This is a genomic window from Actinoplanes sp. NPDC051470, assembly GCF_040682035.1.
Lineage (GTDB): Bacteria > Actinomycetota > Actinomycetes > Mycobacteriales > Micromonosporaceae > Actinoplanes.
Genome location: NZ_JBFBAA010000017.1, coordinates 175,486 through 200,903, shown reverse-complemented (window position 1 = coordinate 200,903; position 25,418 = coordinate 175,486). Strand labels below are relative to the sequence as shown.

Genomic DNA, 25,418 nt, shown 5'->3' with positions numbered 1-25,418 from the left:
AGCAGAAGATTTCACGTTCTTCTGTTAGCGTTAACTTCGTGGACCTCGCACTTCTCGGGCAGCGGCTGCGGCATCAACGCCGGGCCAAGGGCATGACGCTGGACGATCTCAGCGCCCTGGTGGGCCGGGCGCCGTCCCAGTTGTCGCTGATCGAGAACGGGAAGCGCGAGCCCAAGCTGTCGCTGCTGCAATCGATGGCGACCGCTCTGGAGGTGCCGCTGCAGGATCTGCTGCGGGCCGAGGCGCCGACCCGGCGGGCGGCCCTGGAGATCGAGCTGGCGCATTTTCAGGAATCTTCCGTTTACGGCGCGCTCGGGTTGCCGACGGTTCGCGCCGGCCGTCGCCTGCCCGCCGACGCTCTCGAATCGCTGATCGGGCTGCATCGGGAGTTGTCCCGGGTCCTGACCGAGCAGAGCGCGACGCCCGAGGTGGCTCGCCGGGCCAACGCTTCCCTTCGGACGGAGATGCGCTCACGGGACAACTACTTCGCCTCGGTGGAGAAGGCCGCTTTTGATGTGCTGCAATCGGTGCGGCACTCGACCGGGCCGCTGTCCCAGCGCGGGATCCTCGATATCGCCGGACAGATCGGATTCACGCTGCACTGGGTGTCGGATCTGCCGAACTCGACGCGGTCGGTCACCGACCTGCGGAACCGGCGGATCTACCTGCCCCAGGTGGCCAGCGGCAAGGGCCACGACCCGCGGGCGGTGGTGCTCCAGACACTGGGTCACTTCGTGCTCGGCCACAACGATCCGGTCGACTGGGGCGACTTCCTGCGCCAGCGGGTCGAGGCGAACTACTTCGCGGCGGCGCTGCTGATGCCCGAGAAGTTCGCGGTCGAGTTCCTGCGCGAGGCCAAGGCCGACCGGGCGCTCGCCATCGACGACTTCCGGGACGCGTTCGGTGTCTCGTACGAGACGGCGGCCCACCGCTTCACCAACCTGGCCACCCACCACTTCGGCATCCCGGTGCACTTCACCCGGGTGCACGAGAGCGGAATCGTCTACAAGGCGTACGAGAACGACAACGTCCGCTTCCCGGCCGACGTGACCGGCGCCATCGAGGGCCAGCCCATCTGCCGCCGCTGGGCGTCGCGCACGGTGTTCCAGTCCGAAGACCCGTACTCCAGCTTCTACCAGTTCACCGACACCACGGCCGGCACGTACTGGTGCACGGTCCACGTCGAGTCGACCCGCTCCGGCGAGTTCTCGGTCACCGTCGGCACCCCGTACGAGCACGCCCGCTGGTTCCGCGGCGGCGACACCACCCGCCGGACCGTCTCACGCTGCCCCGACCCGGCCTGCTGCCGCCGCCCACCGTCATCGTTGGTCGACAGCTGGGAAGGCCACGCCTGGCCGAGCGCCCGAGTCCACTCCCACCTCTTGGCGGCCCTTCCCCCGGGGACGTTCCCGGGCGTCGACGCCCAGGACGTCTACGAGTTCCTCCAGCGCCGATCGCCCTCCTCCGCCTCTTGAGCATGGGCGGTGCCGAACCATCGGGCCAGCGCGACGTCGAGGCTCGGCTGGTCCTCGCCCACCCACGCGACGTGCCCGTCCGGGCGGAGCAGGAGCGCGGGAACATCCAGATCCTCGGCGACATGGTCGACCCGGCCGGCCCAGCCCTCGACCGACAGCCGCCCGGTCCGGTCGAGCAGCAGCCCGTGGCCGGCGCGCAGCAGCTCGAACAGGCGCCCGTGCTTCAACCGGCGGTCGGCGAGCCGCCGGCCGAGCAGCGGATGGCCCCCGCCCAGGTCGTAGCGGACGCCGATCGCGGTGATCTTCTCGATCAGGAACCGGTTGACGTCGTCGAAGTCCATCAGCTCGGCCAGCAGCCGCCGGACCGCCCGCGGCCCCGGCTCGTCGGTGGTCAGCTGCATCTGGGCCCGGGTGTTGGTCAGCACGTCGGCGGCCACCGGATGCCGCTCCGACTCGTAGCTGTCCAGCAGGTCGTCCGGCGCCCAGCCGGTGATCGCCGCCGCCAGCTTCCACCCCAGGTTGAACGAGTCCTGAATCCCCAGGTTGAGCCCCTGCCCGCCGATCGGCGGGTGAACATGCGCCGCGTCCCCGGCCAGGAACACCCGCCCCACCCGGTAACGCTCGGCCTGCCGGGTCGCGTCGCCGAAGCGTGACAGCCAGCGCGGTGAATGCGCGCCGAAATCGGTTCCCGCGTACGCCCGCAGCTGGCCCGTGAACTCCTCGAACGTCGGCGGCGCGGCCCGGTCCTCGACCACGCCCGCGGCCGGCACCACTGCCCGGAACACCCCCGGCCGGCCGGACGGCCCGATCCCGAACCGCTTCTCGGTCACCCGGACCCGGGTCATCACCTCGGCCAGCTCCTCCGCCGGGGCGGTCACCTCCATCTCGCCCAGCAGCGTGTCGATCCTCGACGGCTCACCCGGAAAACCGACCCCGAGCAGCTTCCGGACCGTGCTGCGCCCGCCGTCACACCCGACGACGAACCGCGCCCGCTCCCCCGCCCCGTCCTCGAACCGCACGGTCACGGCGTCGTCGTCCTGCTCCAGCCCCGCCACCGCGACGCCACGCCGCACCTCGGCCCCGGCCTCGATCGCATGCTCGGCCAGCAGCCGGTCGGTGATCGTCTGCGGAATCCCGAGCACGTAGCCGTGGGCGGTGTCCAGCCCCGTGGGCGCGGGCTTGTCGATGCCCGCGAAGAACCCCCGGATCGGATGCTGCGAGCCGTTCTCCAGAAACCGCTCCAGCAGCCCCCGCTGATCCATGATCTCGATGCTGCGCACATGCAGCCCGAGCGACCGCACGAACGGCGGCGGCTCGACATCCTTCTCCACCACGAGCACCCCGGCGCCCCGCAGCCGCAGTTCACTCGCGAGCATCATGCCGGTCGGGCCGCCACCGACCACGATGACATCGAACATGCGTTTCCCCCGATTCTTGGGCTCGGCCGCCGATTCTGCGCCGCCACCGGGGTCTTGCCGCAAGGCCGGGGGTGCGATATACGTTAGAGGTGGCAGGGAGTTCGTCTCCTTGCCTTTCTTGTGTTCCGGGCCTTTGTTCCCGGGTCTTTTGATTTCCGGGCGGCGCGGCACCGCACGAACCGTCGTGGCCAGTGGCGCGATCGGGGCGCAGCACTCCGGGTTCTCGTGGACGACCAAATCGGGTGGTGATGGCCGGGCGCGGGCCTATCGTGGTCGCGTGCTGACACCTCCCTCGGATCTGGCCGAGACCACGTGGCGGGCGGCGCTCGCCGATCGTTGGGGGCTGGGCGTCGCGGCGATGAACTATCGGGCCGTCGGGTTCGGGGCACATCACTGGGAGCTTGAAGACGTCGACGGTGGGCGGTGGTTTGTCACCGTTACTGGTCTGCGGACCCAGCGGGTCTGGGGCGGGGAGCCGCTCGACGCGGGGTTCGGGCGGTTGCGGGGCTCGGCGGGGAGCTATGCGCGGCGGGTGGACGACCTGCTCGCCGCCCATCCGGGAGTGCTGGGCGGGGCGCTCGAACGCTATGACCGGCTGGTCGCGGGTGTTCACGATGACCCGCCGGGGCTGGTGCTGACGCACGGCGAGCCACATCCCCTGACCGAGATCGCGATCGGGCTCGACCGGTTCCGCGCGCCGCACGGCGACACCGCCGACGACGAGGAGACCTGGAACAACCTGGCCGAGTCGCTCGCCACCCTCGCCGGCGGCGGTAGCTGATGTTTCCACCGCTGCGCACGGCCCGGCTCACCCTGCGTCCGGTCACTCTGGACGATCTCGACGACGTGCACTCGTTTCAGCGCCGCGCCGACGTCGTGCGGTGGATGCTCGGGGCCGAGCCCCGCACGCGGGAACAGTCACGGGCGTCGGTGATCGCGATGACCGGGGAAGACGCGCTGCGCGCCGAGGGTGACTGCCTGAGCTTGGCCGTGGCTGGTGACGCCGGGGTGATCGGCATTGTCGAACTGGTCTGGCGCAGCCAGGCGGAGAGCACGGCCGAACTCGGGTATCTCTTCCACCCCGACCACGGCGGGCGGGGCCTGGCCACCGAGGCCGCGACGGCGTTGCTGGACCGGGGGTTCGGGCTGCACCGGGTCTACGCGCGGTGTCACGCCGGCAATGAGGCGTCGGCCCGGCTGCTGGCCCGGATCGGCATGCGCCAGGAGGCCCGTCATGTCGAGAGCTACCTGTTCCGGGGCGAATGGGCCGACCGCCTCGTCTTCGCCACCCTGGCCCGGGAGTGGCTCAGCCGCTGATCACGCGTAGCGGATTCCGTAGCTGGTGAACCCGCTGATCGCGTCGCTCGGACTCGTGACGAAGTTGACCCGGATGGTGCCGAAGCCGTCGTTCCAGTTCAGCGCGACCTGAGCGATCGTGCCGCACCGCTGGCCGGAGTTGGCCCCCTGGTTGCACACCGGGGTGCCCACGGTGCTCAGCGCCGGATCCCGCTGGGTGAGCAGACGCGTGGAGACGGACGGCGGAGCATTGGTCCCGTCGAACACGAGTGCCGAGCCCTGGGCGCTGAACACGGCCGAGCCGTTGAAGCCCGTTCCGGTCAGCGAGATGTCGCCCATGCTGTAGCTGCCGCTGTCCGTGCGGTACGGACCGGCCGTGCAATGACGAGCGCTGATGTAGCGGTGGACGCTGGCGCCGGCGGTGACACCGAAGCCGCTGCTGCAGATTCCGGTGTTCGAGACCATGAGACCGCCGGCGTTGAACGGTGACGTGTCGTCGTACCTGCCCGCTGCGTTCATGCCGGCCGCGCGCGACACCCGCACCGGGACACCGAGGTCGGCCTCGAACCGGCTCCGGACGGCGTTCAGATCCTGCACCTTGGAGACGCCCGGGTCGATGTTGACCTGCACGCCGTCGAAGTCGGCGGCGAAGCCACCAAAGGTGGACACCGCGATGCCCTGGCTCTGGTAGGCGCCGACGCCGGCTTCGATCCGCTTGGTGGCCGCCTCGATCTGCGCCCGCGTCACCTTGCGCGGCGCGACGATCACCGTGGTGCCGGTCCGCGCGGCGACCTGCTTGATCGTGGTCAGCGCGGCGGCGTCGGCCGGCCCGGACCAGTAGACGACCAGGGTGCCGATGGCGGTCATGTTGCCGAACTCGACCAGCTGCGGGTCGTTGCCGATGGCGGAACGGATCTCGGCCGCCGCCGACGACAACGCGGCGGCTCGGGGTCAATGTCCAAGAGGGACCGGACGGGAACAACCCGGCGCTCATCGCGGAGGTCTCCCCGCGCCTGGGCCGAGGGTGGTGGCGGGACCTTTCCGGCGCGCGTACCCGGAAAAGATCGTCAGCCCAAGGGGTACGGGGACTGGGCCCACGGCGGGCGCGCGGACGGCCGGATGTCGGTGACCCACTTGACCCACCAGAAGCCGCGGCGGCCGGGGGCGACGATGCGGGCCGGGTAGCCGTGGCCGTAGGAGAGCGGGCTGCCGTTGAGTGCGGTGACCAGCCAGATGTCGTCGGTGGGGGCGAACCAGCGGGCGTAGCCGGTGACCGAGGTGACCTTGACGCTCCGCCACTCGCCGGAGCCCAGGAGCGTGCTCAGCCGGATGCCGGACCACTGCTGGGTGCTGTACCAGCCGCTCGTGCAGTCGAGGGTCGCGGCGAAGCTCTCGTGCGGCAGGGCGCGGACGGCGTCGAGGTCGAGGGTGCGGCCGGCCACGCGGAGGGTCCAGGCGGCGCGGTCGAGGCGCTGGATGCCGTCGTCGAACCACGAGGTCACGCGCAATTGCGACTTGGGCACCGAGCCGGTGAAGCGGCGGTCGGTGGCGGCGGCGCTGTCCCAGACGGCGGTGGCCGCGGCGGCGCCGGCACCGAGGGCGGCCAGGCGGAGCAGGGCGCGGCGGTCAGGGTCGGTGCGGCGCGGGCGGACGGCATGGCCCAGAAAATGCAGGAGTACGGCCAGGAGCGCGCCGATCGCGGCCCCGACGTGGATCTGCATGAGGGTGAGCGGGCCGACGTATTCGAGCCGGCCGGTGGAGTGGATCAGGCCGGTCGCGACCGTGAGCAGGATCAGCACGGCCAGCGTGATCGACAGCGCCTTGGTCGGCATGGCGCGGGCGGCCCGGCCGAGACCGCGGCGGATCACCGTGACCTTCCACGGCGCCACGAGCAGGATGGCCAGCGCGGCGGCCGCGTGCACCTGGATCGGGTCCAGCGGCCAGTCGCCGTCGATCGACCAGCCGGCCACGCCGGTGATCACGCCCAGCAGCACGAGCAGGCCGAGGACGAGATCGACCCGGCGACCGGCCTGTCTGCTGCGCATGATCGGAGGCTAGTACCTCCGCGATCAGCTCGGCTGCCACGGCCCGGTGATGAACCGGCCGTCAGCGGCGAACGGCCACACGTTCGGCCTGCATCCGTCCAACTTGATGGTCTGCTGCATCATCGCCGGCGCGGGTTTTCCCTTCCCCGGGCAACCCTGGTGATTGAAACCCAGCGCATGACCCATCTCATGATTGATCACCATCGCGTGGTATTCGTCGACCGTCACCGGAAATTTCGGCGCGCCCTGCAACCACCGCCGAAGATTGATCACCACCGTGTTCTCGAACTTGCACGAGTACTTACCGGCCGTGTTCAACCCGATCGCCGCACACAGCCGATCCGCGGTGTCCGGGGTGGCCAGACGGATCCGCAACTTGTACTTCGACCCGCTGACCCGCTTGAACTTCCACGAGGCCTTCTTGAGCCCCTGCTTCTTGTCCGTGATCGGATGTTTGGCCGCCGCCTCCCATCCCCGCTTGTCGGACAGCACGCGCTCGATCTCCGCCGCGAAGTCCGCCGGCGTCACCTTCTCCAGCGAGCCCCACTTGATGCCCTTCTCCACCTCCACCCGGTACGTGATCACGGTGCGCCCGGTCCCGACCGCCGGCTCGTCTCCCCCCGCCACCGCGTACGTTCCCGCCCCCGACCGCGGCACCTGACGATCCGTCGGAACCGTCGGGCTCGGCTTCACCGGCGGCGCACTGGCCACAACCGGCCGCGGCGCCGCCGCGGACCCCGACACCGCCCGAGGCGGATCCACCGCCTGACTACACGCCCCCAGAGCCATCACGAGACCCACCACGCCCACCAGCCGCCGCACGCACTGCCTCCCTATCTGACCAACAACCCGCATCACCGCACGAAGCGCACACGACAAATTGCCAAACCCACGCAAGTCGGCTACCGGGCGATCTCCCTAAGTGACGAGCGTGGCCCCGGAAAAGGTTGCTCCGCCGCGCCGACGGCTGTACGGCAGGACCGTTAGCCTGCCCGGAGGGTCATTGTCGGCCGGTGGCGGATCTGGGACGCTGACGCGATGACGTTGCCGCTGCGGGTCAGTGTGGCGCCCGATCGTGCGGAGGCGTCGCCGGGAGACGCGCTGACCTTCGATGTCACGGTGCGCAATGCCAGTGACATCGTCGAGCACTACGGTGTCGAGTTCCTCGGGCTGCCCGACGGGGCCCAGGTCCGCACCGAACCCGATGTGGCCAAGCTGCGGCCGTCCGAGTCGGGGACGATGACCGTGCGGATCTCGCTGCCGGTGCAGCCGCCCGCGCCCGCCGGCACCTATGTGCTCGGCGCGCTGGTGCGGTCGAAGTACCGGCATGACGTGTCGCGCTGCGTCGAGGTGCCGGTCGAGCTGGCCTCGATCGAATCGATCACGGTCAAGGCCATCCCCGAGGTGGTCACCGGCGGGCGGGCCGGGCGATACACCGTCGAGGTGTCGAACGGCGGAAACGCGCCGGTGCGGCTCTACCTGGCCGCCACCGATCCGGAACGGCGGGTCACCGCGACCTTCGAGCCGGGCTGGGTCGATCTGCCGCCGGGGACGTCGGCGCAGGCGCTGCTGACCGTGCAGGCGCCGCTGCCGTGGAACCGCGAGCAGCAGCGCCAGCTCACCATCACGGCCACGCCCGATCTGCCGGGGGCGACACCGGGCACCGGCACGGCCTCGTTCGTGCAGAAGCCGCGGATCGCGTCCAAGTTCGGCAAGGTCGCGGGCATCGCCGCGGGCGTGCTGGTGCTGGCCGCGGCGATCGCGGTGCCGGCGCTGCTGATGAACCGCAACAACGACAAGGACGGCCAGCCGCAGAACCCGGCCGCCGCGACCCAGCCGGCCGTGGTCCCTCCGCCGGGACAAGCTCAATCAAGCGCGCCGGGCGCGCAGCCCTCGGCGGCCGCGCCGTCGCAAGCCGGCGGGCAGGAGTCGGCGCCCGCCCAGCTCCCACCGTCAGGCGGCCAGGAATCGCCGCCCGCCGGCCAGAATCAGCAGGCCCCCCGCCGGGTCGACCTGACCAAGCCCAAAGACGGCGTGCTGGCCTCGGACACCTTCCGCGACCAGGGCTTCCTGTCCAGCGCCGACCCGGGCTCGATCGCCGTGCCGGGCTGCGAGAACGCGACCGCGGTGGCGGTGGTCACCGACGCCGACCAGAAACGGTTCCTCACCTCGGCCAACCCGGACGACGCCACCAAGTGTCACAGCGTGCCGGTGCTGCTCGACTTCCTCCAGGGCGCGCCGGCCGGCGGGCTGACCGTGGTGCCGCTGACCAAGAACACCCTGGAGATGGAGGTCGGGTTCGCCGACCTGTCCCGGACCACCGAGGCGTCGCTGGCCGTGTCCGAGAACGACGCCAAGGCCCGCGGCGGCATCGACTTCGTGCTGATCAAGCCCCGGTCGGCCGACGGCGCGGCCACACCGCCGGTCGCGCTGACCGAACTGGTGATCACGCCGCTCCGATAAAGCGTCAGGACCAGAAGACGAAGTACGCCACCAGGGCGCTGGCGATCGACAGCACGGCCAGGACGCCGAGGATGATCAGCAGGATGAGAAGCCAGTTGCTCTTCTTGACCGGCGCCGGTGGCGGGCCCAGCCGCACCCCGTGCGGCCGGGCGGCCCGAAGCTCACGGCCGCAACGCTCGCAGCGGATGCGGGCCGGCTCGTTCGGGTAGCCGCACTGCGGACACTGTGTCCCGGGCCCGGCGGCCGGCGGCGCGCCGTAAACGGGCTGCGGGGTGGGGTCGACCCGGGTCTGGCTGCGGTACACGCCGGTGCGTTCGTCCGGCTCCCCCGGCGTACGCGGAACCGCCCGCGCCTCGTCGGTGACCTCCTGCCGCAGGAACATCAGCGGATACCCGCAGTTCGGGCACAGCTGGTCGACCTCGGGCCGCACCGGCGAACCGCAGTCCGGACACGGCATCTGCCTAGCCATTCGCACCACCCGGTCGAGCCCGTCCCTGGGCCTTGTCCTCACGCTTGAACCGCACGTCCAGCTGCACCTGAGCGCCCAGCGGCAGCTCGCTCTGCAGGAAGCCGAGCACCTGCCGCTCGGTCAGGTGCCCGGTGTGGTCCATCTGCACGACCACCACCGGGTTCTCCGCGGGCACGTTGTCGTTACGGCCGTAGACGCCGCCCACGTCCACGACCGTGACCCGGGCGCCGGTGGCCGCCTCCAGCAGCGCCTCCACCCCGTAGCGGGTGCCGCGCCAGCCGAGCAGCCGGCCGACCTCGCGGACCATCGAGCGCCGGTACTCCACCGGGTCGGTGGGCTCCAGCTCGACGCCCAGCCAGGTGCCGAGGAACTGGAGCATCTCGGGGCTGGCCAGGCCGGTGTCCATCTGGTACTCGACACTGTCGATGCGCTCGCGGACGGTGTCGGCCACCTCCTGGAAGGCCAGCACGAAGTCCCTGATCACCGGATCCTGGGCCATGGCCCGCGGCAACTGGGAGACCAGCCAGGTCATTGCTGCACCACCACCCGGTGCTCGTAGGACATGAACAGCGCCTCGGGCAGCAGCCGCAACCGCTGCTCCACCTGGTCGAGCGTGCGCTTGCGGCGCAGGTCGGCCGAGAAGAAGTGCACCGCCTCGACACCCTGCACGCCGAACGAGCCGTGCAGCACGCCGTACACGTCGCCGAGGCGCAGATCGGTGTCGAACGGCCAGCCCTGACCGCTCGGGCCGCCGGTCAGCGGGTTCAGGTAGTCGTACAGCGCCCGCTCGGCGCGCTCGCGCACGGTCTCCGGGCGTACCCCCGGACCGGCCCGCACCTCGGAGACCACCTTGACCCCCTGGTAGCGGGGCGGTTCGATGCGGATCCGCATGGTCAGCAGGCGACGCGGCTCGAGGTAGGCCTTGATCTGCTCCTCGAGCTCCTCGGGGATGGTCAAATCGTCGAGGGTCAGATTCTCCGGGGGTACGTCGAGCCGGGGCACCACCAGCAGTCGCGCCGGCTCGCCCGGGGCCGAGGGCGGCAGGCACCGGGCGCGGGCCACGTTCGGGGCGGCGTCCAGGGTGAGCCGCTCGACGTCCTCGGCGGTGACCGCGCGCCGGCCGCCCCGCAGCAGCAGCGGGCCGCGGATCTTCGCGTTGTCCACGCTCTCCGCGTCCACCCCGCCGACACTCGAGTCGAGGTTCGTGACCGAGGCGACGAACGGGATCGAGGTGTGCAGGACGGTGAGCCGGTCGGCGGCCACGTTGCCCCGCTTGCCGCCGCCGAAGCGGTAGCCGGTCACGTAGATCTGCGCGTCGATCGGCGGGATGGCGCCGTGCTGCCAGACCCGGCCACCGCGGTCGAGCACCCGCGGGCCGAACCGGATCTCGCCGGTCGCGCCGGACCAGGTGTAGACCTTGTCGTGCACGGTCGCGTCGGCCAGGTCGGCGACCTCGGTCCACTCCTCCTCCTCGGGCTCGCCGTGCCGGTCGCGGCGCGGCAGCACCACCTTGACCGTCTCGTCGAAGCGGCGGGGCAGCACCGGCACCCGGCGCACCTGGAAGGTCTGACCGGGGCGGCCGCTGCTGGCGCCGAGCAGCTCGGCCGGGGCCGGTTCGGCGTGATGGGCCGGGATGGCGCCGCCCAGGGCCATCGCCGACAGCGACTCGAGTTCCGGCGGGTTGGCGTACTCGGGCTGGCCCTCCTCGGCCTGGACCAACCGGCAGCGCAACCAGAACGCCCGCTTCGCGCCGAGGGCCAGGGCCTCGTGCCGGGCCGGGAGCAGCAACGTCACCTCGCCGCTGGAGTTGAAGCCGGCCGTGGTGTCGCTGAGCACACGGACGTCGACCCACTGCTGGCCGTCCCACGCCTCCCAGACCCGGGGCGGGCGGCGCGGGTCGACGCCGGCGCCCTCGGGACCGGTCTGCACCTCGAGCCGCAGCAGGTTGCCCGCGGCCGAGTCGTTGAGGCCGAAGTACACCGCCTCGTCGACCCGCAGATTCGGGAACAGCCGCACCGACGACGCCTCGCGGCGCAGGTCTTCCCAGTGGTCCGAGTACCGCTCGCCGGTGTGCGTCATGCAGGCCACCAGCTGCGGCGGGGTGATCAGCAGCTCGGAGTCGGTGAGGAAGACGACCGGCTCCTCGTCGTCCCGGCGCTCGGTGCTGACCTGGGTGCCGGCCGGTACCCGCACCGGCTCGTCGCGCGGCGCGGTCAGCGTGAACATCAGGTCGACCCGGGCCGGCACGGCCGAGAACAGCTCGACGCCGACCAGCTCCAGGAACTTGATGTAGAGCCGGTCCGGCACCTGGTTGAGCCGGTACAGCGTCATCTCGGTCATCCAGGCGAACAGCTCGACCAGCGCGACCCCCGGGTCGGAGACGTTGTGATCGGTCCACTCCGGACACAGCCGGTTGATCCGCCGTTTCGCCTCGTCGACGATGTCCTGGAACCGGCGGTCGTCCAGTTCGGGCGCGGGAAGGCTCACGGCTGGGGCTCCTCGTGGGGAATGGTGTAGAAGGGGAACACCAGGTTGCGCACGTCGTTGGTGGAGCGGACCCGGTAGCCGATCGAGATGTGCACCGTACCGGTGTTCTGCTCGCCCTGGGCCAGCACCTGTTCCAGCGTGATCCGGGGCTCCCAGCGCTCCAGGGCCTCGCGGACGTACTGCTCGATCAGGCCCAGCGTGCCCGCGGTGAGCGGGGCGAACAGCATCTCCCACATCGAGCAGCCGAAGTCGGGACGCATCACCCGCTCGCCCGGCACCGTGGACAGGATCATCCGGATCGCCGCGTCGATCTCCTCGACGCCGGTGACCAGGCGGACGGTTCCGGTCCGGTTGATCGCGGCCGGGAACGCCCAGCCGCTGCCGATGAACTCCTGCTCGCGCATGCTCACCCCCACATCACGTCGGCCGAGCCCGCGGTGATCGAACTGACCGGCAGGTCGACCGGGTCGTTGCAGGTGGCCACCTGGTCGCCCATCCGGGCCGCCGGCTTGCCGTTGATCAGGACGGTCGGCGAGCCGACCATCACCCGGCCCTGATTGGTGGGCGGCTTGCTGAACGGCGACGGCGGGATGTGCGGCGGCAGGTTCTGCGCGACGCTCCCCTGCGTCGCCGCGGGCAGGCCGTTGACCAGCACGTCGGTGGACAGTTGCAGCATGAGCTGCCCGCTGAACGGCAGCGGCGTGGGCGTCGGGACCGGCCCGCCCGGCGAGGGGACGAGCAGGATGTGGGTGTCCGTCCCTAGGACCGGGTCGTTCTGGCGGGCGGCGGGCTGTGGCATCAGTTCAACCTGATCGGCTTGCCGGACTGGGTCAGCGGTCCGGAGGCGGTGATCTCGACCTGGGCCCCGGACAGCGCGAGCTTCTGGGTCGCCTTGATCTCGATGTTGGTGGCGGCCAGCACCAGCTTCTGGTCGCCGGTGAGGTTCGACTCGGACTTCTCCAGCTTGAGCAGGACGGACGTGCCGCCGAGGCTGAGCGTGATGCTCGCCGGGTCGTCGTCGGCGAAGACCAGGCGCGAGTCCTTGCGGCTGACCAGCAGACGCTTCTCGATCTTCCCACCGGTGGCCGCGCCCGGCTCCGGGATGCCGTCGGTGCGGTTCCACAGGCCGCCCAGCACCACCGGGCGGGTGTGGTCGTTCAGCTCGAAACCGACCAGCACCTCGTCGTCGACCTCGGGCAGCCACTGGAGGCCGCGTTCCTTGCCGCCGCCCGGGGTCGCCGTCCGGGCCCAGGCGCTCTCGTCGTCCGCGCTCAACGTCGGGAACTTCACGCGTACGCGGCCGAGCTTTTCCGGGTCGTCGTTGTTGGTCACCACGCCGATGACCAGGCCCGACCATTGTGGTCCGCTCGCCTTTCCGGACATTTCCGATATGCCGCCGGGCTCTTTTCCGCCGCAGACGAAGCGGGTCACATAGGGCCGGCCGGCGCCGTAGGTGTGCTCCACACTGGTCACGCGCCATTTTCCGGTCATGCGGGAGCCGACGCCTTCGATCTGAATGTTCGCGCCCGCCCCGATCAGCGGATCACCGGCCGCCTCGCCGCGCAGCACCGCCTCCTCGCCCGACGCCCGCAGCAGCAGCGACTTGGCCAGCGCGTCCGCCTCGGCCTGGTCGACCACCGGGAACTGGCCGGCGTTGCGCTTCACCCGCCCGAACGCCCGCTTCGCGGCATCGCTCATCTCCTGCGCGGCCGGCGCGTCGGTGCCCAGCTCGGTCTCGGTCGACCGGCCCTGGATGGGCGCCTTGCCCAGGTGGTCCCAGCCGCGGATCTGCACCTCGTCGCTGCGCTCGGCGGCCGAGAACCGGACCGCGAACCGGGACAGGTTCTGCCCGTAGCGCAGCTTCGGCGGGGTCGCGTCCGAGCGCGGCGTCTTCTTGAAGTGGAAGGTGCGCTCGCTGACCCAGACGTCGAAGCCGATCCGGGCCGCCCGCCGGCGCAGGAAGGCGAAGTCGGTCTCACCGGCCTGGAGCACGTACTCGTGGGCGCCGCCGGTCGAGTCGACGTCGGCGTCCAGCCCGTACTCCCCCGCGATCCGGGAGGCGATGTCGGCGTCGGTGACCTTCTGGAAGCTGCGCGACTTGGGCTCGCGGGCCAGCCGGTGGGTCAGGTCGAAGCCGTTGAGCACCAGCTCGTGCCGCCCGGCGCCGCCCGGCTCGACCGACACCGCGGTGATCTCGCCGGTGGTGACCACCACCGGGTCGCCCTCGGCCCGGAAGGCGATCTCCACACGGGTGCCGATGCTGAACGTACCCTGGTCGAAGATCTCGAAGTGTGGGTCGTCGAAGTGGATCGCGAAGAAGTCCGGCAGCTGCACCGACTCCTCGACGCGCACCAGCGTGACGCGCGGGTAGAGGTCGGGCGCCAGCGGCCGCCCGTCCACCGTCAGCACCACGCCGTCGAGGCGCTTGACCGCCTCAGGCACGGCGGCGCACCGGAAGCTCGGGGATCACCAGCAGCAGGCCGGGTTCCAGGGTGAGCGGGTCGACCACGTTGTTGGCCTCGGCGATCAGCCGCCAGCGGGTCGAGTCGGCGTAGTGCTTGGCCGCCACCCGGTCCAGCGTCTCGCCGTGCGCCAGCCGGTGCACGGTGTGCAGCGTCGGCGTGTGCGAGGTCGGGTTCTGCAGCGGCCGCTCGGCCTCGTCCTTCCACTGCTTGAGCGTCATGTCGGCCTTGGCCCGCAACGGCGTCCCGTCGCTGGCGAAGAACGTGAACTTGAGCTGGAGCCGCTCGACGATGGCCTTGAACGAGTGCAGCTTGCCCCAGTGGAACTCCACCCACGGCGGCCGCGCCTTGTTCCGCTGCCGGTCCGAGCCGGCCAGCGCGGGGTCGACCTTGAGCAGGTCGAGCAGCTTGTTGGTGTGCTCGGTGACGTCCGACCCCTGGTCGGTGGTGTCCAGCGTCAGGGTCAGCGTCAGCGTGCCCGACTGCCCGCCCTGGAAGCGCAGCTCCGGGGCGTTGCCGCCCTTCTTCTCCGAGGCGTTCCAGGTGTTCGACTTGCTGATGGTCAGCTCGGCCGGGTTGAACAGGCAGTCGATCTGGTCGCCCTGCTCGGTCTTGAGGAACGCCTTGGCCGGCGCGCTGGGTGCGGTCATCAGAACACTCCTGCCCATCGGCCGCCGCGACGCTCGATCTCGCGCAGCAGACGTTGTTCCACGATCTCCACGACCCGGTCCGGGTCGAGCGCCTCCGCCTTGCCGCCGACGGCGCCGGCGGCCTGGCTGACGGCGCCGGTGGCTTGGTTGACGGCGCCACCCGCCGCGTTCGACGCCTGGTCGACGTAGCCGCCCGCCTGATCCGCCAGCCCCGCCGCGGCCCCACTCGCCTGATCCACGTAGCCCGACGCGGTGTTCATCGCGCCCGACGCCATCCCCTGCGCGTCGTCGAGCATCCCGTTGGCCGCGGCCATCGGCCCCGATGTCGCCTCGATGACGGCCGCGCGGGCCGCCCGGGTGGCCATGTCGCCGACCCCGCCCAACCCGCCGACCGGAAGCTGGTCGACGATGCCGGCCGCGGTCTCCCCCGCCCCGGCCAACGCGTTCCGACCCTGCCCGATCAGCCCATCGGCCATCTGCCGCCCCTGCCCGAGATAGCCGGCCGCGGTGTCCTTGGCCCCCGCGACCGCGTTGCGCCCCGCCCCGACCAGCCCCGACGCCGCCTCCCGGCCCTTGCCGACCAGGCTCTGCGCACCGGCCGCGAGCGCTCCGCGTTCATCGTCGTCCAGCAGCGAGCTCAGCCCGCCCCCGAGGAAGAACCGCGGCCGCCGCACCGGGCTCCGGGTATGGGTCAGCTCGTGCGCGAGCACGGCCGACACGCTCGGCCCCGGCGTAGGCGCGGCATGCAGGTGGATCACCGATCCGGTGGTAGCGCCGAGCGCCCCCGCCTGGCTGAGCGCGTTCCGGGTGTTCGGCCCGGTCGTATACAGCGGCGGCCGCGCCCGCCCACTGATCGCCGCGGCCATCGCATGCAGTCCCGCGGGAAGGGCCCGCGGAGCTTCGAGGGGCCGATCGGCGACCGCGCGGTCCCAGCGTTGGCGCGGGGTTGCGCTCTTTCCAGGTACGCGCGACGAAGAGTCCCCGCCTCCGGGCCCGGCCTGGCCGCCGGGCCCGGGCCGTTCGCCCGGCTGCGGCCCGGCGCGGCGCGCCGGGGTCAGGCTGACCGCCCCGCTCGGATCCGGAACGTTCCCCGGTGGCAGCGGCGCCGCCCCCATCACCCGAAGGTAGGCGACCCCATCCGGATTCGACACCGACGGCCCCGCCTCAGGCCGAGCCGCCAGCGGCCCACCGGCCGTGGTGGCGGCGTCCGGCCGACGCAGAATCGGCGCCTGTCTCCCGCCGCCCGCAGTGCCGGTCGGACGCAACGCGCCCCGCGAGCCCGCCCCTGTGGACAGCCGCCCAAAGTCGTCGTACCCACCACCTACGTTGTGCCCACCCAGTACAGGGGTGGGGGAGGTGGCGGCGGCCGCACCACGTTTCAAGATCGAATCCGCTCCGACCGCGGACGCTGCCCGGCCGGCCCGCGAGGCCGCATCCGCCCACGAGGCCGCGCCCGCCGGGGCCGCGCCCGCGCCCGCCGGGATCACGCCCGCCGAGACGGCGCCGGCCGAGGCCGCGCCCGCCGCCGCAGTCCACGAGGTCACGCCGATCGCGGCAGTCCTTGAGGCCGCGCCGATCGCCGCGGTCCGCGAAGTCACGCCGATCGCCGCAGTCCGCGAGGTTGTGCCGATCGCCGCCGGCCCGGGTCCACCGGCCGACCCGTAACCACCGGGCCCGAAGCCACTGGGACCCATCGGCATCGCGTTGCCCGGGCTCACCTCGGGTCCGGCCGAAGGCGCAGTGGCCAGCGCCGCCCGACCCATCTGACTCGCGCCGGCCAGCTCGAACCCCCCGCCGAGCCGCCCCCGACCGGCGCCGTCTCGTCCCGTTCCCGTGGCAACCCGCCGCAGAAGCCCGCCCGAGGACGGCGACCCCGCCAGCGGCTCACTCCGCCGCCGAACCGATCGCAGCATCGCCGGCGCCGCCCCGATCGGCGGCCGCGCCACCGCTCCTGTGGACAGAGACCCGGAATTGTCGTACCCGGCCGCTACGTTCGACCCACCCAGTGCAGGGGTGGGGGAGGTGGCGGCGGCCGCGCTACGTTTCAAGATCACCGAGTTTCGGGCGGCCGCCGAGCGACGGGCCTGAATGCCCTGCCACCAGCGAACAACACCCCACGGCACCCGCACCGGCAGGTCGCCGACCACGCCGGCCCCCAGCGCGCCCGAGCTGGCAACGCCGCCCCTTCCAGAACGGTCACCGCCGCGCCCGTCACCGCCGCGCCCATCGCCGACGCGCCCAGGGACGCCCAGCCCGGACCCGCCCGAACCCACTCCCGGCGAACGGCGCCCGATCAGCCGCCGCACCACCCGGCCGAGCAGCCGCGGCCGCCCGCTACTTCGATGAGCGGAAGCCACTGTGGCACACCTCCAGCTCCTCGATCGCCAGGTCGCGGGACGACGCCGCCAGCTTCGGGCCGCTCCACTTCACCGGCTTGGCGCTGATGATGGTCCACGTACGCATGGGCTCGCCCTTGGCGTTGAGCACGCTGATCTTGCCGTCGCGCGGGGTGACCTTGTTGCCCTCGCGGGTCAGGCCCTCGCCGGACGCGGACATCAGCCACTCGAAGAGCGCGTCGGTGTCGGTGAGGCCGCGCTTGAAGACCAGGTTGGGCCACTTCATCCGGCCCAGCAGCTTGTGCGTGTACGCGTTCTGCCCGCCCTCGGCCAGCTCCTCCACGTCGATCTGCACCGACAGCCCGGACACCTCGGTGAACGCGCCGATGGTGGTGCCGTCGATCTCGAACGTGAACTTGCCGACGAACGGCGGGTCGACGGTGTGCGCCTTAGCCACCCTGCACTCCTTGCCATGCGCGCTCGTTCAGTCCGCCGACCTCCTGGAGCAGGCGGATGCGGTCCCCGTGCTCCAGGTCGAGCAGTCGGTCGAGGTCCCAGTGCAGGTGGTACGCCAGGAAGGCGATCTCCTGCCACAGCTCGTCGTGGGCGTAGTGCCCTAGCCCACCTCCACGGACGTCGGCGGGAAAGGGGCGCCGGGCTCCAGCGTGTCGAGGATGCTGGTGTCCTGGAAGTTGACGATCCGGTAGAGGTCTTGCAGGTAGCCGAAGTCGGAGACGAACAGCGACTCGATCGTCTTGGTGGTCACCCGCTGGACGGTGCCCAGCTCGGTGACCACCCGGGACAGCACGATGACCGTCGCGTACGCCTCGTTCTCCTTGACCCGCCCGTCGCGCAGCGGCTCGATCTCGTCCCGCGCGCAGGCCAGCCGCATGATGCCGGTGCGGTGCAGCGTCCCGTGCTCGTCCACGTACCCCTTGGGCAGCGTGAACGGGAATTCGGTCTGCAAGCTCATGCTCGGTGGAGGCCCTCGTGCGTGATGACGATCTTCTCGGTCGCCACCTCGTTGGAGCCGGCGTCGAGTTCGGCGCCGGTCCACTTGGAGACCCAGCCGCGCTCGAAGTTCCAGCGGGCCACCTCGGCCTTCATCGAGTCCTTGATGACGATGGAGCCGTCCCGGCGGGCCGAGTCGACGTCGCCGTCCTCGACCTGCTTGCGCCATTCCCACAGCGCCTTGGACTCGTCGATCCGGCGCTCCAGGGTGATGTCGGACCACTTCATCGCACCCGGAACCTTCCGGATGATCATCTTGCCGTCCTTGGTGGCTTCCTTGTACTCGATCGTCTCCGTCTCGGACTCGACGCCGGAGCACTTCCGGAAGCTCGCCATCTCCACCCCGCCGATCTCGAGGATGAAGTTGAACGTGGTCAACAGGTCAGGCATCTCTTACCTCCTACTCAGGTCTTCCGCTGAAAGGTCCACGCCGGTTCTCAGTCGGTGGCCGAGCCGCCGCCCTGCCACTGGCTGATCCGGAAGATCACGAACTCGGCGGGCTTCACCGGCGCGATGCCGACCTCGACGATCAGCTTGCCCTCGTCGACCGACGACGGCGGGTTGTTGGAGGCGTCGCAGAGCACGTAGAACGCCTGCTCCGGGGTGGCGCCGACGAGCGCGCCCTGGGTCCACAGACCGCGCAGGAACGAGGTGATGTTGCGCTTGACGCGCTGCCACAGGTCGAAGTCGTTGGGCTCGAAGACGGCCCACTGGGTGCCCCGCTGGATCGACTCCTCGATGAAGTTGAAGAGCCGCCGGACGTTGATGTAGCGCCAGCTCGGGTCGGTCTTGGCCAGCGTACGAGCGCCCCAGATCTTGGTGCCGTAGCTGCCGAAGGACCGGATGCAGTTGACGCCCTCCGGGTTCAGCAGGTCCTGCTCGCCGCTGGTGACGTCGTTCTCCAGCCGGACGATGCCCCGGACCGCCTCGTTGGCCGGCGCCTTCCACACGCCCCGGGCGCCGTCGGTGCGCGCCCAGACGCCGGCGACGTGACCCGAGGTGGGCACGGTCAGGTAGAGCTCGCCGTTGGTCGCGCCGGGCCGGGCCAGCGGGTTCGGCACCACCACGTTCGGGTAGTAGAGCGCGCCGAACGCCGAGTCGCGGGCCAGGCGGCTGCGCCACTCGAGGGCCCGGGTCGCGTTGAGACCGGGCGGGACGTCGAGGATGGCCATCTTGCTGTGGCTGGCCTCGCAGAAGTCGATGAGCTGCTTCTGCGCGCCGAGGAACATCTCCTCGTCGATCGAGCCGTCGTCCTTGGTGGCCACGGTGACCAGGTCGGGGACCGCGACCATGGTGACGTTCTCGGCGATGGCCAGGCCCTGGTAGCCGGTGCGGTCGGACTCGTTGCCGGCCAGGTCGTTGACGCTGACCTCGATCGCCGAGACCGGCGGGGACTGCAGCGCGTAGCGGCCGGCGGCCGGGGTGCGCTCGGCCAGTGAGGCGCCCTGGAGCGGCTGGAGCTCGATGCGGAGCAGCTTGGAGCGCTCGTTCACGGTGCGTTCGACGGTGCGGGCGCTGCGGCCGCTGAACTGCAGGCCGCCCAGCTCCTCGCGCAGCTGGCCGCCCTCGTAGACGCGCAGCGTGTACTCGCCGGCGGCGTTGCCCGCGTCGCCGTCACCCTCGGCGGGCGCGGGCGGCGGGACCACCTCGACCTCGAGGTTGGTGCCCGGGTTGAGCGCCGAGATCTGCAGGCTGGGGTTCTGTGGGTTGTCCGCGGCGGGCAGGGTCAGCGTCGGGTTGCCGCCGTTGCTCCCGTCGCCGTTGCTGGCGGAATTCGGAATGCGGCAGATGTACGCCGCGCTGCCACCGTTCTCGAAGAAGCCGCGCACGGCGTGCGGGAGCATGGCACCGCGGACGAAGCCGCCGTACACCCTCTCGTACTGCGGCCAGCTGGTGACGAGCTGCGGTTTGACGCCGTCGGGGTCGGTGGGGTCCCCCTGATCGACGTCGTAGCGCTCGGTGAAGCCGACGAACGCCGCCACCGCGGTTCCCACCCCCTCGATGGGCATGGAGCCGCTCGGCTGCTCCTCGATGTAAACGCCCGGGGCTCCGTACGACGCGGCCATGGGTGACACCCTTCGTTGTCAGGCCTGCACCGCGCTGGTCAGCAGCGCGGGGTCAAGATCTGTTTCGTAGAACTCTCCGTAGTGCAGCGGCGGGAACACCCGCACCGTCGGCCGGATCGACGAGCAGGCGACCACCTTGACCCGGGGAAAGCGGTGCACGATCTCCCGTACCAGGTCAACGGTGGCGCGCCGGTCGAGGTCCAGCACGATCACGTCCGGTAGTGCCTCCAGCAGGCGGGCGAGCACATCGTCGCCCGCGTCCATCAATTCGATGCCGTCCTGCCGGAGGATGGCCTCGATGCCGAGCCGGTGCAGCGCGCTGAAGTCGCCCATCAGGACCCTCGTCACCGCACGCACCTCCTCACGGGCCTCGCCGCCGAGGATGAGCGTCCCGCGCCTACGCATGTGTAAAGAAGGTGCGGCGGTGCAGCCGAAGGTGCAGGCGACACCCCGGCGGTGCGATCAGGCTTGGGAATCCGTACGCCGACGCCGTTTAATTTCCGCGTGACCTATTCGCTCGGCGTTGATCTCGGCACCACGTACACGGCGGCGGCCGTGCGCGTCAACGGCCACGCCCAGATCGTGCAGCTGGGCAGCCGCCGGGCCGAGATCCCGTCGCTGGTCTTCCTCCGCGACGACGGCGTGGTGCTGGTCGGTGACGCCGCCGAGCGCCGGGGCGCCCGCGAGCCGATGCGGCTGGCCCGTGAGTTCAAGCGCCGGCTCGGCGACCCGGTGCCGGTGCTGGTCGGCGGGTCCCCGATCTCGGCCCACGCGCTGATGGCCCGGGTGCTCGAACACGTGCACCAGACGGTCACCCGCAGCCAGGAGGGCCCGCCCGCCACGATCAGCGTCACCCATCCGGCGAACTGGGGACCGTACAAACGCGAGCTGCTCCAGCAGGCGATGGCGATGGCCGAGGTCGGCGCGGTCCGGCTGCTCTCCGAGCCCGAGGCGGCGGCGATCCAGTACGCCTCGCAGGAGCGGGTCCAGCCAGGCGAGATCGTCGCGGTCTACGACCTTGGCGGGGGTACGTTCGATGCGGCCGTCCTGCGTAAGACGGAAACCGGGTTCGCGTTGCTCGGCGAACCGGCCGGCATCGAACAGCTCGGCGGGTTCGACTTCGACGAGGCGGTGCTCGCCCACGTGGTCGACCAGCTCGGCGAGATGGCGACCGCCCTCGACCCGGCCGACCCGACCGTCGTCGAGGCGCTCGGCCAGCTCCGGCGCGACTGTGTGATGGCCAAGGAAGACCTGTCCTCCGACACCGAGGTGCTGATCCCGGTGGCGCTGCCGTCGGTGCACACCCGCGTTCGGTTGAACCGGTCCGAGTTCGAACAGATGATCACCCCGGCGCTGACCGAGACGGTGGCGTCGATGAAGCGGGCGCTGCGCTCGGCCGGTGTCGACGCGGGGCAGCTCCGGTCGATCCTGCTGGCCGGCGGTTCGTCACGGATCCCGCTGGTCAGCGAGATGTTGTCGACCGAGTTCGGCCGGCCGCTGGTGCTCGACGGCAACCCGGAACACAGCATCGCGCTCGGCGCCGCGCTGGCCGCGGGTGGCCCGGTGCCGATGCCGGCCGCCGCCCCGGTCCGGCCGGTCGCCTCCGCGCCACCGGTCGCCTCCGCTCCACCCGTGACCTCGGCCCCGCCCGTGACCTCGGCGCCACCGGTGCCCGTACCCCATCAGCCTGGCCGCCCGTACCCCACCGCTCCTTATCCGACCGAAGCGCAAGGGCCCGCCCAGCCGGTGGCCTACCACCCGGGCCAGGCCGCGGTCGACGCGACCGTCACACAGCCCGGGGTCTACCGCGCGAACCCCGCGCCGCCGCCTCCGTCGCCGGAGGCGCCGACGACCCAGTTCATCCCGGCGCAACCGCCGCCGCCCCGGCCACCGCCGGCCGCCGCGCCGGCCGGACCGGGCACGCCACGGAACACCGGGCGCATCCTCGCGATCTCCGCCGCGGCGCTGGCCGTGCTGCTGGTCATCGGCGGGGTGGGCTGGTTCCTGCTGCGCAAGACCGACGACGACAAGGGCGGATCGACCCCGGCCGCGGGCGCCCCGAGCACGGCCGCCTCGTCGGTCGCGCCGCCGGAACCGGCCGGGTGGAAGAAGCTGGCCGACCTGCCGGTGGCGCTGGAGGGCGCGGCCGTCACCGCGTTCGAGGACAAGGTGTGGGTGGCCGGCGGCACCCTGACCGACGAGCCCCGCACCAAGCTGACCACCACGTACATCTACGACCCGAAGTCGGCCAAGTGGTCGCAGGGTCCGAAACTGCCCCGGATCACCACCCACGCCCAGCTGGTGGCCACACCCCGCACGCTCTACCTGCTCGGCGGCCTGTGGGAGGGCAACGGCTCGACCCAGGTGCTCAAGCTCAGCGACGACCGCAAGGCCTGGCTGCCCGACGTGCCGCTGCCCGAGCCCCGGGTCGACGGCGCGGCCACCTTCGACGGGAAAGACCTGATCTACGCGGGCGGCACCCGCGACGCCAAGACCATGAGCGAAGAGGTCTGGGCGCTGCGCAAGGGCAAGTGGACGCTGATCGGCCGGCTCCAGGACCCCCGGCGCCGGCTGGTCGCGGTCCACGAGGGCAACGACATCGTGCTGCTCGGCGGGCGCTACGTGGAGCGGGGCGACAAGACCGGCACCATCGACCGGATCTCCGGCGGCAAGCTGCTCGAACCGACCGGCGAGAAGACCGACCCGCCGATGGACGGCGGCGTCGGCGTCGACGTGCCGGGGGTCGGCGTGTGCCTGCTCGGCGGCGAGACGGCCGGCATCGCGTACACCGACTGGTGGTGTGTGAAGGACGGCGCGGGAGCGACGCTGCCCAAGCTCGACCCGCAGCGGGGTGGGCTGGGCGTGGCGCAGATCGGCCGGACGATCTACGCGGTCGGCGGCTACACCGCGGACGAGCACGGGATCAACCGGTTCGAATCGTTCACGGTTCCCGGATGACGTACGCGCTGGGAATCGACTGCGGCACCACCCACACCGCCGCAGCGATCTCTCGGGACGGCTCGGTCGAGGTGCTGCGCCTGGGCGCGCGCCGGGCCGAGCTGCCGTCGCTGGTGTTCGTGGCGCCGGACGGCACGACCGTGATCGGCGACGCCGCCGCCCGCCGCGGTGAGAGCCTGCCCGGCCGGCTGGTGCGCGAGTTCAAGCGGCGGATCGGCGACCCGGTGCCGATCCTGGCCGGCGGCTCGCCGTTCTCGGCCCACGCGCTGACCGCCCGGGTGCTGGAGCACGTGCTGCGGGCGGCGGTCACCACCCAGGGCGGGCCGCCCGGCTCGATGGTGCTGACCTGCCCGGCGAACTGGGGTCCGTACAAACGTGACCTGCTGGTGCAGGCGGCCCGGCTGGCCGATCTGCCGCCGGTCGCGCTGCGGACCGAACCCGAGGCGGCGGCGATCGAGTACGCGGCCGGCTCGCGGGTGGGTGACGGCGACATCATCGCGGTGTACGACCTGGGCGGCGGCACCTTCGACGCGGCGGTGCTCCGGCGCACCCCCGGCGGCTTCGAGGTGCTCGGCCAGCCCGAGGGCATCGAGCAGCTCGGCGGCATGGACTTCGACGAGGCGGTCTTCGAGCACGTCGTGGCGGCGCTGCCGGCCGACCGGCTGGGCGCCGCCGACGACCCCGAGGTGCTGGCCGCCCTGGCCCGGCTGCGCCGCGACTGCGTCGAGGCCAAGGAGGCGCTGTCCGAGGACACCGAGGTGCTGATCCCGGTGGCCCTCCCCCAGCTGCACACCCGGGTCCGGCTGACCCGGGCCGAGTTCGAGGCGATGATCCGCCCCGCGCTGTCCGACACGGTCGGCGCGATGCGGCGGGCGCTGCGCTCGGCCGGCGTCCCCGCCGAGCAGGTGAGCACGTTCCTGCTGTCCGGCGGCTCGGCCCGGGTGCCGCTGGTGTCCCAGCTGCTGTCCACCGAGTTCGCCCGTCCCGTGGTCCTCGACCCCCACCCGGAGCACAGCATCGCCCTGGGCGCCGCCCGGGTCGCCGCCCAGACCCCTATGCCCCAGCCAGAAACCGCCGAGCCAACCCGTCTCGTCCCACCCGCGCCCACCGCGCCCGCACCCGCCGCGCCTGCGCCTACCCCGCCTGCGGCGCTCACCGGGCCCGCGGTCGGTGCGTTCGGTGCATCTCCGTCGGTATCCACGCCGCCGCGACCGGAGACACCGAAGCCACGGCCGGGTAACACCTACGGTTCGCGGAAGCCGGAGGCGGCGCCACTTGACGCGCGGACCGAGCCGGTTCATCCCTCGGACGCCCCGACCGAGATGTTCAAGACCACCCCGGAGACCGAGGTCGTGCCCGCCGCGAGGCAGCCGGTCGTGTCCCGGCCACCGGACCTGCCCAATACCGACGACTCGCCGGTCTTCCTCACCCGGGCCGGCCTCGACCTCGCCGCCGGCCCTCCTCCCCCGGCCGACAAGCCCCCGGCCGACAAGCCGCCGGGCGGCGAGGCGGGGGGACCGCGTCCGGTGAGCCGGCGCGCCCTGGTGATCGTCTCGGCGGCGGCCGCGGTTCTGGTCGTCACCGCGATCGTCATCTCGATCGTGTGGTTCGGGTCCGGACGGGACGACCCCGGCGGCGACGACCAGGCCGCCGGGCCGATCAGCACAACCAGCGCGTGCGGCGGGTTCGTCGACGAGTTCGACGGCGGCGCGCTCGACCCGGGATGGCAGCGCACCCAGCCCGGCGCCACGGTCGCGATCGGCGGGGGCGGGGCGACGGTGGAGGCCCCGGACGGCGCCGACATCTACGCCGATCACACGGCCGCGCCGATGTTGGTGCGCGAGCACTCCGGCGACTTCGTCCTGGAGGCCGAGGTGGTGGTTCAGCCCGGCCAGTTCTACCAGGGCGCCGGGCTGGTGGTGTGGAACAGCCCGACGTCGTTCGTCCGGTTGGAGCGCGGCTTCGGCGACATCGGCGCGATCACCTTCGAGTACCGCGACGGCGGCGATCACGTCCGGCCGCGCCCGCCGTTCAAGAACACCAAGGGCGTGGTGCCGACCGACGCCGGCCACGTCCTGCTCCAGGTGCGCCGCGAGGGCGACCGGATCAGCGCCGGCTGGCGAGAGCCGGGCAACCCCACGTACTCAGATCTGGGGAGCGCGCAGATCGACCTGCCCGGCACCGTGCGGGTCGGCCTCTCCGTCCTGAACCGCGCCCAGAACGGCGCGAAGCCCGAGACCTTCAGCGCGACCTTCAGCCGCGCCGCCCTGACCTGCTGAACC

General features: G+C 71.7%; 24 protein-coding genes and 1 pseudogene. 7 read left to right on the top strand and 18 right to left on the bottom strand.

Annotated features, from left to right (window positions below; translation table 11 throughout):
* Positions 1–38 precede the first annotated feature (38 nt).
* Entirely contained in the window at positions 39–1,475 is a 1,437-nt protein-coding gene (locus tag AB0M54_RS28420; RefSeq protein ID WP_364474598.1) for an XRE family transcriptional regulator, read from the top strand.
* Here AB0M54_RS28420 and rox read toward each other — a convergent pair.
* Complete coding sequence (rox, locus tag AB0M54_RS28415) at positions 1,433–2,893, bottom strand: rifampin monooxygenase (protein ID WP_364474596.1); 1,461 nt, start codon at positions 2,891–2,893, stop codon at positions 1,433–1,435. The genes AB0M54_RS28420 and rox overlap by 43 nt on opposite strands.
* Before the next feature lie 277 nt (positions 2,894–3,170).
* Between rox and AB0M54_RS28410 the strand changes: the two genes are divergently transcribed.
* Both AB0M54_RS28410 and AB0M54_RS28405 read left to right on the top strand, forming a co-directional pair.
* Positions 3,171–3,674 (top strand): hypothetical protein, encoded by a 504-nt coding sequence (locus AB0M54_RS28410; protein WP_364474594.1) that lies wholly within the window; start codon positions 3,171–3,173, stop codon positions 3,672–3,674.
* Entirely contained in the window at positions 3,674–4,210 is a 537-nt protein-coding gene (locus tag AB0M54_RS28405) for a GNAT family protein (RefSeq protein ID WP_364474593.1), read from the top strand. The genes AB0M54_RS28410 and AB0M54_RS28405 overlap by 1 nt, the downstream gene beginning before the upstream one ends.
* Here AB0M54_RS28405 and AB0M54_RS28400 read toward each other — a convergent pair whose 3' ends face one another.
* From AB0M54_RS28400 to AB0M54_RS28390, 3 genes are all read right to left on the bottom strand, one after another.
* Positions 4,211–5,125 (bottom strand): hypothetical protein, encoded by a 915-nt coding sequence (locus AB0M54_RS28400; protein WP_364474591.1) that lies wholly within the window; start codon positions 5,123–5,125, stop codon positions 4,211–4,213.
* A gap of 131 nt (positions 5,126–5,256) precedes the next feature.
* Entirely contained in the window at positions 5,257–6,234 is a 978-nt protein-coding gene (locus tag AB0M54_RS28395) for a molybdopterin-dependent oxidoreductase (RefSeq protein ID WP_364327349.1), read from the bottom strand.
* A 24-nt stretch (positions 6,235–6,258) separates the two neighbouring features.
* Entirely contained in the window at positions 6,259–7,056 is a 798-nt protein-coding gene (locus AB0M54_RS28390; protein WP_364327352.1) for a DUF3152 domain-containing protein, read from the bottom strand.
* A gap of 216 nt (positions 7,057–7,272) precedes the next feature.
* Between AB0M54_RS28390 and AB0M54_RS28385 the strand changes: the two genes are divergently transcribed.
* Complete coding sequence (locus AB0M54_RS28385) at positions 7,273–8,697, top strand: hypothetical protein (RefSeq protein WP_364327355.1); 1,425 nt, start codon at positions 7,273–7,275, stop codon at positions 8,695–8,697.
* Between the two features lie 4 nt (positions 8,698–8,701).
* On the opposite strand, the gene AB0M54_RS28380 is transcribed toward AB0M54_RS28385, so the two are convergent.
* Genes AB0M54_RS28380 through AB0M54_RS28345 form a run of 8 tightly spaced genes read right to left on the bottom strand, consistent with a single transcriptional unit; the run spans position 8,702 to position 15,631 of the window.
* A complete protein-coding gene (locus tag AB0M54_RS28380) occupies positions 8,702–9,127 on the bottom strand; it encodes a hypothetical protein (RefSeq protein WP_364474590.1) in 426 nt (141 codons plus the stop codon).
* A 31-nt stretch (positions 9,128–9,158) separates the two neighbouring features.
* Positions 9,159–9,698, bottom strand: a complete 540-nt coding sequence (locus tag AB0M54_RS28375; RefSeq protein ID WP_364327361.1) for a phage tail protein — start codon at positions 9,696–9,698, stop codon at positions 9,159–9,161.
* Complete coding sequence (locus AB0M54_RS28370) at positions 9,695–11,653, bottom strand: putative baseplate assembly protein (RefSeq protein ID WP_364327364.1); 1,959 nt, start codon at positions 11,651–11,653, stop codon at positions 9,695–9,697. The genes AB0M54_RS28375 and AB0M54_RS28370 overlap by 4 nt, the downstream gene beginning before the upstream one ends.
* Complete coding sequence (locus tag AB0M54_RS28365) at positions 11,650–12,057, bottom strand: GPW/gp25 family protein (protein WP_364327367.1); 408 nt, start codon at positions 12,055–12,057, stop codon at positions 11,650–11,652. Before AB0M54_RS28365 ends, AB0M54_RS28370 begins: the two co-directional genes overlap by 4 nt.
* A 2-nt stretch (positions 12,058–12,059) precedes the next feature.
* The gene (locus tag AB0M54_RS28360; RefSeq protein WP_364327370.1) at positions 12,060–12,452 is read right to left on the bottom strand and encodes a PAAR domain-containing protein; all 393 of its coding nucleotides are present in this window, start codon (positions 12,450–12,452) and stop codon (positions 12,060–12,062) included.
* Entirely contained in the window at positions 12,452–14,095 is a 1,644-nt protein-coding gene (locus tag AB0M54_RS28355) for a VgrG-related protein (protein ID WP_364474588.1), read from the bottom strand. The genes AB0M54_RS28360 and AB0M54_RS28355 overlap by 1 nt, the downstream gene beginning before the upstream one ends.
* Positions 14,088–14,765: a peptidoglycan-binding protein gene (locus AB0M54_RS28350; protein WP_364327376.1), complete on the bottom strand. Its 678-nt coding sequence runs from the start codon at positions 14,763–14,765 to the stop codon at positions 14,088–14,090. The genes AB0M54_RS28355 and AB0M54_RS28350 overlap by 8 nt, the downstream gene beginning before the upstream one ends.
* On the bottom strand, positions 14,765–15,631 hold the full coding sequence (locus AB0M54_RS28345) for a DUF4157 domain-containing protein (protein ID WP_364474586.1): 867 nt from the start codon (positions 15,629–15,631) through the stop codon (positions 14,765–14,767). Before AB0M54_RS28345 ends, AB0M54_RS28350 begins: the two co-directional genes overlap by 1 nt.
* Before the next feature lie 490 nt (positions 15,632–16,121).
* On the opposite strand from AB0M54_RS28345, the gene AB0M54_RS28340 reads away from it, so the two are divergent.
* On the top strand, positions 16,122–16,430 hold the full coding sequence (locus AB0M54_RS28340) for a hypothetical protein (protein ID WP_364474585.1): 309 nt from the start codon (positions 16,122–16,124) through the stop codon (positions 16,428–16,430).
* Between the two features lie 669 nt (positions 16,431–17,099).
* Here AB0M54_RS28340 and AB0M54_RS28335 read toward each other — a convergent pair.
* From AB0M54_RS28335 to AB0M54_RS28310, 6 genes and pseudogenes are all read right to left on the bottom strand, one after another.
* On the bottom strand, positions 17,100–17,558 hold the full coding sequence (locus AB0M54_RS28335; RefSeq protein WP_364327384.1) for a phage tail protein: 459 nt from the start codon (positions 17,556–17,558) through the stop codon (positions 17,100–17,102).
* Positions 17,551–17,700 (bottom strand): annotated as a pseudogene (locus tag AB0M54_RS28330) (DUF6760 family protein); the annotation flags it as partial. The pseudogene AB0M54_RS28330 and the gene AB0M54_RS28335, both read right to left, overlap by 8 nt.
* Positions 17,701–17,717: 17 nt before the next feature.
* A complete protein-coding gene (locus tag AB0M54_RS28325; protein WP_364327387.1) occupies positions 17,718–18,074 on the bottom strand; it encodes a hypothetical protein in 357 nt (118 codons plus the stop codon).
* Positions 18,071–18,502, bottom strand: a complete 432-nt coding sequence (locus AB0M54_RS28320) for a phage tail protein (RefSeq protein ID WP_364327389.1) — start codon at positions 18,500–18,502, stop codon at positions 18,071–18,073. The genes AB0M54_RS28325 and AB0M54_RS28320 overlap by 4 nt, the downstream gene beginning before the upstream one ends.
* Positions 18,503–18,549: 47 nt before the next feature.
* Positions 18,550–20,178 carry a phage tail sheath C-terminal domain-containing protein gene (locus tag AB0M54_RS28315; RefSeq protein ID WP_364474583.1) on the bottom strand — a complete coding sequence of 543 codons (1,629 nt, stop codon included), beginning with the start codon at positions 20,176–20,178 and terminating at the stop codon, positions 18,550–18,552.
* An 18-nt stretch (positions 20,179–20,196) separates the two neighbouring features.
* Complete coding sequence (locus AB0M54_RS28310) at positions 20,197–20,583, bottom strand: hypothetical protein (protein ID WP_364327394.1); 387 nt, start codon at positions 20,581–20,583, stop codon at positions 20,197–20,199.
* Between the two features lie 99 nt (positions 20,584–20,682).
* Here AB0M54_RS28310 and AB0M54_RS28305 point away from each other — a divergent pair, with 99 nt between their 5' ends.
* Positions 20,683–23,136 (top strand): Hsp70 family protein, encoded by a 2,454-nt coding sequence (locus AB0M54_RS28305; protein WP_364327397.1) that lies wholly within the window; start codon positions 20,683–20,685, stop codon positions 23,134–23,136.
* Positions 23,133–25,415: an Hsp70 family protein gene (locus AB0M54_RS28300; protein ID WP_364474581.1), complete on the top strand. Its 2,283-nt coding sequence runs from the start codon at positions 23,133–23,135 to the stop codon at positions 25,413–25,415. The genes AB0M54_RS28305 and AB0M54_RS28300 overlap by 4 nt, the downstream gene beginning before the upstream one ends.
* Positions 25,416–25,418 lie beyond the last annotated feature (3 nt).

What these genes read in the sequence shown, in the direction of transcription:
- rox (WP_364474596.1), bottom strand. Translation starts at nt 2,893, where the DNA reads ATGTTCGATGTCATCGTGGTCGGTGGCGGCCCGACCGGCATGATGCTC.
- AB0M54_RS28405 (WP_364474593.1), top strand. Translation starts at nt 3,674, where the DNA reads ATGTTTCCACCGCTGCGCACGGCCCGGCTCACCCTGCGTCCGGTCACT.
- AB0M54_RS28395 (WP_364327349.1), bottom strand. Translation starts at nt 6,234, where the DNA reads ATGCGCAGCAGACAGGCCGGTCGCCGGGTCGATCTCGTCCTCGGCCTG.
- AB0M54_RS28385 (WP_364327355.1), top strand. Translation starts at nt 7,273, where the DNA reads ATGACGTTGCCGCTGCGGGTCAGTGTGGCGCCCGATCGTGCGGAGGCG.
- AB0M54_RS28375 (WP_364327361.1), bottom strand. Translation starts at nt 9,698, where the DNA reads ATGACCTGGCTGGTCTCCCAGTTGCCGCGGGCCATGGCCCAGGATCCG.
- AB0M54_RS28365 (WP_364327367.1), bottom strand. Translation starts at nt 12,057, where the DNA reads ATGCGCGAGCAGGAGTTCATCGGCAGCGGCTGGGCGTTCCCGGCCGCG.
- AB0M54_RS28360 (WP_364327370.1), bottom strand. Translation starts at nt 12,452, where the DNA reads ATGCCACAGCCCGCCGCCCGCCAGAACGACCCGGTCCTAGGGACGGAC.
- AB0M54_RS28350 (WP_364327376.1), bottom strand. Translation starts at nt 14,765, where the DNA reads ATGACCGCACCCAGCGCGCCGGCCAAGGCGTTCCTCAAGACCGAGCAG.
- AB0M54_RS28345 (WP_364474586.1), bottom strand. Translation starts at nt 15,631, where the DNA reads ATGGCCGCGGCGATCAGTGGGCGGGCGCGGCCGCCGCTGTATACGACC.
- AB0M54_RS28325 (WP_364327387.1), bottom strand. Translation starts at nt 18,074, where the DNA reads ATGAGCTTGCAGACCGAATTCCCGTTCACGCTGCCCAAGGGGTACGTG.
- AB0M54_RS28320 (WP_364327389.1), bottom strand. Translation starts at nt 18,502, where the DNA reads ATGCCTGACCTGTTGACCACGTTCAACTTCATCCTCGAGATCGGCGGG.
- AB0M54_RS28315 (WP_364474583.1), bottom strand. Translation starts at nt 20,178, where the DNA reads ATGGCCGCGTCGTACGGAGCCCCGGGCGTTTACATCGAGGAGCAGCCG.
- AB0M54_RS28310 (WP_364327394.1), bottom strand. Translation starts at nt 20,583, where the DNA reads ATGCGTAGGCGCGGGACGCTCATCCTCGGCGGCGAGGCCCGTGAGGAG.
- AB0M54_RS28300 (WP_364474581.1), top strand. Translation starts at nt 23,133, where the DNA reads ATGACGTACGCGCTGGGAATCGACTGCGGCACCACCCACACCGCCGCA.